This is a genomic window from Stieleria sedimenti, from assembly GCF_025060895.1.
Lineage (GTDB): Bacteria > Planctomycetota > Planctomycetia > Pirellulales > Pirellulaceae > Stieleria > Stieleria sedimenti.
Genome location: NZ_JANZKV010000342.1, coordinates 1 through 5,395 on the forward strand (window position 1 = coordinate 1; position 5,395 = coordinate 5,395).

5 protein-coding genes are annotated in these 5,395 nt (G+C 54.4%); all 5 read right to left on the reverse strand.

The window, feature by feature from the left end; genetic code table 11:
• Positions 1-236: 236 nt before the first annotated feature.
• The gene (locus NZK35_RS33085) at positions 237-1,283 is read right to left on the reverse strand and encodes a tetratricopeptide repeat protein (RefSeq protein WP_259636807.1); all 1,047 of its coding nucleotides are present in this window, start codon (positions 1,281-1,283) and stop codon (positions 237-239) included.
• Positions 1,284-1,395: 112 nt separating this feature from the next.
• A complete protein-coding gene (locus tag NZK35_RS33090) occupies positions 1,396-2,001 on the reverse strand; it encodes a hypothetical protein (protein ID WP_259636808.1) in 606 nt (201 codons plus the stop codon).
• Between the two features lie 108 nt (positions 2,002-2,109).
• A complete protein-coding gene (locus tag NZK35_RS33095; protein ID WP_259636809.1) occupies positions 2,110-2,529 on the reverse strand; it encodes a hypothetical protein in 420 nt (139 codons plus the stop codon).
• Positions 2,530-2,626: 97 nt separating this feature from the next.
• Positions 2,627-2,773 (reverse strand): hypothetical protein, encoded by a 147-nt coding sequence (locus NZK35_RS33100; protein WP_259636810.1) that lies wholly within the window; start codon positions 2,771-2,773, stop codon positions 2,627-2,629.
• Between the two features lie 1,590 nt (positions 2,774-4,363).
• Positions 4,364-4,768, reverse strand: coding sequence for a hypothetical protein (locus NZK35_RS33105; protein ID WP_259636811.1), 405 nt, complete (start codon positions 4,766-4,768; stop codon positions 4,364-4,366).
• Between the last annotated feature and the right edge of the window lie 627 nt (positions 4,769-5,395).

Consider the following 5,395-nt stretch of genomic DNA (forward strand, 5'->3'; position numbering starts at 1 on the left):
TGGTGCTGCTGGGCGCTTACTTCCTTCCAGCAAGGACGCCGGCGCACCAGCCAAACCGCAGCAGATCAATTGCCATAAAAGCACGAGAAGACACAAAAGAAGACGTAGGCCGTGGCAGCCAGGCGTCGGTTAGCCGCGCGAACGTCCGCCGTAACCGGGCGGCGGCGGTTGACGTTGACTTCAATTTCCGCGTGATCCGCCGCTCCAGTTCACGGCATTGTTCTGCCTTCTTGGCGTTACAGGTACCGCCCCTCCGGCTTTTCCATCACTGAGATCATATTGTCGATTAGTTCAGCGCGGCGTTCAATGCCCGCGTCACGAAACAGATCGGCCAAACGGCTGCCGAACGAACGCGCCGTTAGTCCGTAGCGTTCGCGAAAGGACGTTGTCTCAAGCGCCGCGCGATCCCCCACAGTAATCCATACGAGAATTGCATCGAGGAACTGTCCACGCCGGTGATAGTCTTCAACCATTGCTATCGACAATTCGATGTCCCGGCTCTCGGCGACACAAGTTTGGAAAGTCAATGATGGGACGTTCTGGATGAAAGGATCGTCACGAAGTGACTCGTCGGGCTTCTTGAGTTGCTGAAGCCACAGGAGCGCTTTGCGAGCCCAATCAGGCCTGAACGAACCTGGCAGGATGTGATCGGCCCAGAAGCAGCCGCCCCAAAAAGCAAGTGGACAAATCAGTGATTGCCGCAAGTGAATTGCTGCCTGCGATTGCCGCCGAGTCCGCCGGAGCAGATAGCCGAGGCCAAAGTGTGCGGCCCCATACTCCGGAAGCAACTCGATTGCTTTTCGGTAGTGTGATTCCGCGTCGTCAAGCTTGTTCTCAGCAATCAGTTGGTCGGCAACGGCACAATTGCGGAACGGAGAGTCAGGATCAAGGGTCAAAAGTCTCTTGTGGTCATCGATCGCGACAACATCTGAAATGTCGATCGATGGTCGCGGCACGTTCGCAGCGTCAAAAGTGGATTCAAATTCGTACGTGAGTTTGCGTTCTTCATCGCGTGCCAGTTGGCAACGTCCCGCAGCAGTCAGATCGCCGTGTTCCGGGATCAGGGCGTACGCGTCGTGGCTGCTGTACGCGACCAGTGGTAGACCGTCTTCGCGTCCGATTGGCCAGTAGAACCCGTGATAGTCACCGTTTCCCGTTCCAGCGAAGGGAAAAAAGCCGACTGGCGGATAGACGATGGAGTAGACGATCGTCCGCGTTGCGGTGCCATCGGGGTAGGAACCGCCTTCGACGTTGAGGATGTCATCGTCATAGACGGTGGGCATTTGCATGATTCGTCAAATCTTCAATGGCAGAACGGCGGCGTTGACCGGGCCGCCGCCAATCAACATTGACTTCAGAAACGACGCGATCGGCGGCTCCGCGTCCAACGCATGGTTATCGCATTTTTTGGTTGCTAGCGACTACGACGCAATAGTAGTCGTAGATACGATTCTCGTCGTGACTTCGGAACCGACCTACGCAGATTTCGTTGTCCTGCCAGCTCGGGTTCCGTTCCCATCCCGTGGAAAGTGACCCACCAAGGCAGAACTTCTCTTTTGGCATTAGCTTGGTGCTCACTCCAGGGATCTTGAGGCGACCAGCAATGACCCATTCGCCAAAACCTGATGTATCCACCAAAATATCATCTACCTCCAGTAGGCAAACGGAAACAAGTATTTCGTCTGGTTTCTTGCGCGATGAGATGAGACCGGTGGAGACAGTCATTTCTGCGTCTTCGCTCGAAACACGAAGGTTTCCACTTACGGATCCAACGGTATAGTCTTGGTTGTTTGGTGACGATACCCTTCGAATTTCCAATGCAACCGCATTGTCGTCGCTGAAAGGCAGTGTCAAATTGTACGCAAAGAGACGACCGGGAGACGCATCGCTTGTATCGAGTGGAATCGCGTCAGGTCGCGAAACGTCAAAATACGACCAAGCGATCGCCCCACCACAAACGCAGGTCGCAAGAATCAGGACCGTAAGAATCTTGAGTTTCATCTATGTGCGATAACGTCACGCGTCACCCGGTACGCGCGAAAGATTTACCATTTCAAAAACGCCGACTCGCGTACTCGGGTGCACGCGATTGTTACCCGCCGTCATTGGCTAAATGCACCACAACCCAAAAGCTTGGTCAACAGCGTCACGGCCATCATCGATCACTTTTACGCAAGTCGGACAATACAGCATGTCCTCGTACGATTTTAAGTTGGTGATGGCAGACGAGCAAACGGTACAATGTTTGCCGCGCCAATCAGTGACATAGTCGTTTTTGGATTCTAGTCCCGCAAGACGCCGTAAGTCCGATTCGAGCAAATCAATTGCATCAAGCATCGGTTTCGATTTGCCCCAATGATCGATTGTGATTGAGCGCAGCGTGGCGAAATGTGGTCCCGCTTGGGCCAGCAGTTCTATCTTGGCTTCAGTTGACACCAGAGTCATCCGCTTCGCTATCGACAGGATCGCGTCGTCCTCACGTGAAATCGCGAAGGTCGGTGGCGTATCCGGATGGTCAAGGTCAAGCATCAGTCTTTGTCGGGGAACGGCGGTGGTCACCGCGTCGGCGCGATCGACCTGAACTCAAAGACAAATTCAACTCGCCGACTGCGGTGCACCACATCGTTCACGCGGTCGGCCGCGACGACAGCCCGAGCCATCGTCGCGGTTTGTCAATGTACTCGATTCGAATCGTCGTGGGAAATCGAGTGTCCCAATCAGCGGTCGGCACGTCAGGCGTCGGTTTGTCTTGGATCGTGCTCGTGCTCAGCATCGCGGTGCTCGTGCTCGTAATCGATTGACAGGCGTCGGTTTGTCTTCGTCGGCCGAGTCGACCGCGCACCGATCGAACGATGACGTCAGATGCGAATCCCGGGAAATTGAGGTCCGATGAATTCAGGTGGGCCGAGTTCAGCCACAACGTTCTGCAGCGTGGGCGACCGGCATCGGTTTGTTTGCCATTTGGTCGAGTAGGAGTATGAGTACCGGCTGGCGCCTGAGTGCGAGTACGAGTACGAGTACGAGTACGATTTGGGAGCGCGAACGTCAGTGGTCACCGCGTCGGCGCGATCGACCTGAACTCAAAGACAAATTCAACTCGCCGACTGCGGTGCACCACATCGTTCTGCCTTCACTCGGCGTTGCGGACACCGTCCAGCACTCGGGAGCATACGCCCTCTTCCAACCAGAAGCAATCGCGTCGTGCTCGGTCATGTTTCCATCCAAGATCGATTGCAGCATCGATGAACGCAATCGCCAACTCCTCGGTGCAGTCCTCTCGTTGCAGTGTGCAATTCGTGGCCAGCAGTTGGCCCTTCGGGTGCCCAATATTCTTGATCTTAAAGTGCAGTCCGCCATTCGTGTCAGGATACCACGAAAACTGATTGCCCCTGTAGCTCAAGTCGCGAGGGTAATTGTGAAAGCAATCGCAGATGCGTTGTTCTGTGAGCCCAAAGTCTTGTGCGTCGCTAGGATTCGTGGGCCATCCATTGTCTAACGCGACGTCCAGCAATTGACGTACGATTGCGGGTGTTACATCTCCGTCATAATCGCACCGTGCAAAGAGGGACGGGCCATTCAAATCTTTTGCAGCGACGATAGAAACCGTCTTTTGCCAAGGGGCGTCTTCATCGTGGTGAAAACGCCACCGGAACACTTGGTCTCCAACGGTGATTCGGTTTGAATTGCGTTTCGGTGCAGACATCAATTCAGTGGCAGAACGGCGGCCGTCACCGGGCGCGGAGAGACGACTTTCCAATTGTGAAAACGTGCAAGCCGTGCTCCGTGTGCACGGCATTGTTCTGTCTGATTCGGCTACAGGATTTGCAGCAACATCGTCTATTGGCCTGACCAATCAGGAGGAGATAGCCAGACTGTGCCGCGATCTTTCCCTTTCATATGTCTGCCAATCCCAGTTACCGTTCCGTTTGCACGAATGGCGAGTACCAGTTGAACATCTCCGAGTCCGTATGTGTGTTCCGTGGGACGCTCAACGTGCATCTCGTATTCTGGGCGTGGAGCGACTCTCTGGTGCACATCCGAAATTTGGTCGCCGGCTTGTACGTACGGTGTTAGATCAGCGAGTTGTTGTTGAGGTGTCGATGAGGAAAGCAATATAGACGCGATTGCCGAACGTGCGCCCGCGTTCGGATCGCCAACCACGGTGTACGCCATTGCTATCAGAGCAACAAAAGCGCAACTGGCGGCAACTGCCAGAGCGAGAGCTCTTGATCTAAATCGTGTCATGTTTTTTTAACTCCAGCGTCAAACGAACGCCCACTTGTGACAGAACGTCGGACATCACGGGGCACGGAGAGTGAACTAACCATTGCGAAAAACGCCGCAAGCCGTGCTCCCGTGCATGTCATTGTTCCCCACTTTCTTCCGATTCTTGGACACGACGCCAGTACTCAGACGGTGGTCCAGCAAGAAAACGCGGATCAATAAACTCCGATATTGGTGTAAATGCGTAGTCGTCTAAGTCGATCGGTGTCTGCGATTGATGATAGTACACGGTGCCACCATGAGCAACGAACGCGCGAAGCGCCTTGCGAACGAATTCGATGGCTAGGCAGATCGCTTGAAACGAATCGGTGCCACGCATCCCACGTTCAGGAAAAAGCGGCTCAAGTGACATGTCGAGCCTGGATTCAGTGATGCCATCGCGAACCGGCCCAGGAACGATGTTTCCGAATTGCAATTCCGCAGTGAACGCGTTCCCATCGCGATCAACGCAATCAAACTTCGTTTCGGCAAAGACGTTGTTCAAGCGATGACTTCAGTTGGGGAACGGTAGACATCACGGGGGACGGACGAAAGATCTTCCACTTCAAAAACCGCGCAAGGCGTCCTCCCGTGCATGTCATGGTTACCGCACTTCCGTTGTCGATTCTGCGCTCTCTTTGATCAGGCGTGGGGCCGCACACCATTGTATCAAGCTTCTGTTGGCAGTGTCGAAGTCACATGATCGAGTCGCAGTGTGCCGCGCTACGACACGACCGTTGGAAATCCAAAACACGTCTCCGTTCCCACCGGACGTATCGCCTCGATACAAGACTGGGTCACAGGACGGTATGTCATCAATGTCACAGACGATGAAACGCAAACGACGATCCGTGTCGATGCGAATGATTGATTTGCAGTAGTCCGCAAGCGAGCGAACAGATGAGCCAGCCCAAAACGCATGCACGAAGACCACACCACAGTCAATTGTGTGCGGTGGATGATCGCTGAGATCGTGGTCGAAGATGACGCGATCAAATGCGTCGCCCGTCAGACGTTGAATGCTTGCCATTCGATCGAAGTCGGCCATATCGAATCAACGTAGTCTTGATCGGGGTAACGGCGGTGGTCACCGCGTCGGCGCGATGGACCTAAACTCAAAAACAAACTCAAC

Coding starts and splice junctions, on each gene's coding strand:
- NZK35_RS33100 (WP_259636810.1), bottom strand. CDS start 2,773: ATGCTGAGCACGAGCACGATCCAAGACAAACCGACGCCTGACGTGCCG.
- NZK35_RS33090 (WP_259636808.1), bottom strand. CDS start 2,001: ATGAAACTCAAGATTCTTACGGTCCTGATTCTTGCGACCTGCGTTTGT.
- NZK35_RS33095 (WP_259636809.1), bottom strand. CDS start 2,529: ATGCTTGACCTTGACCATCCGGATACGCCACCGACCTTCGCGATTTCA.
- NZK35_RS33085 (WP_259636807.1), bottom strand. CDS start 1,283: ATGCCCACCGTCTATGACGATGACATCCTCAACGTCGAAGGCGGTTCC.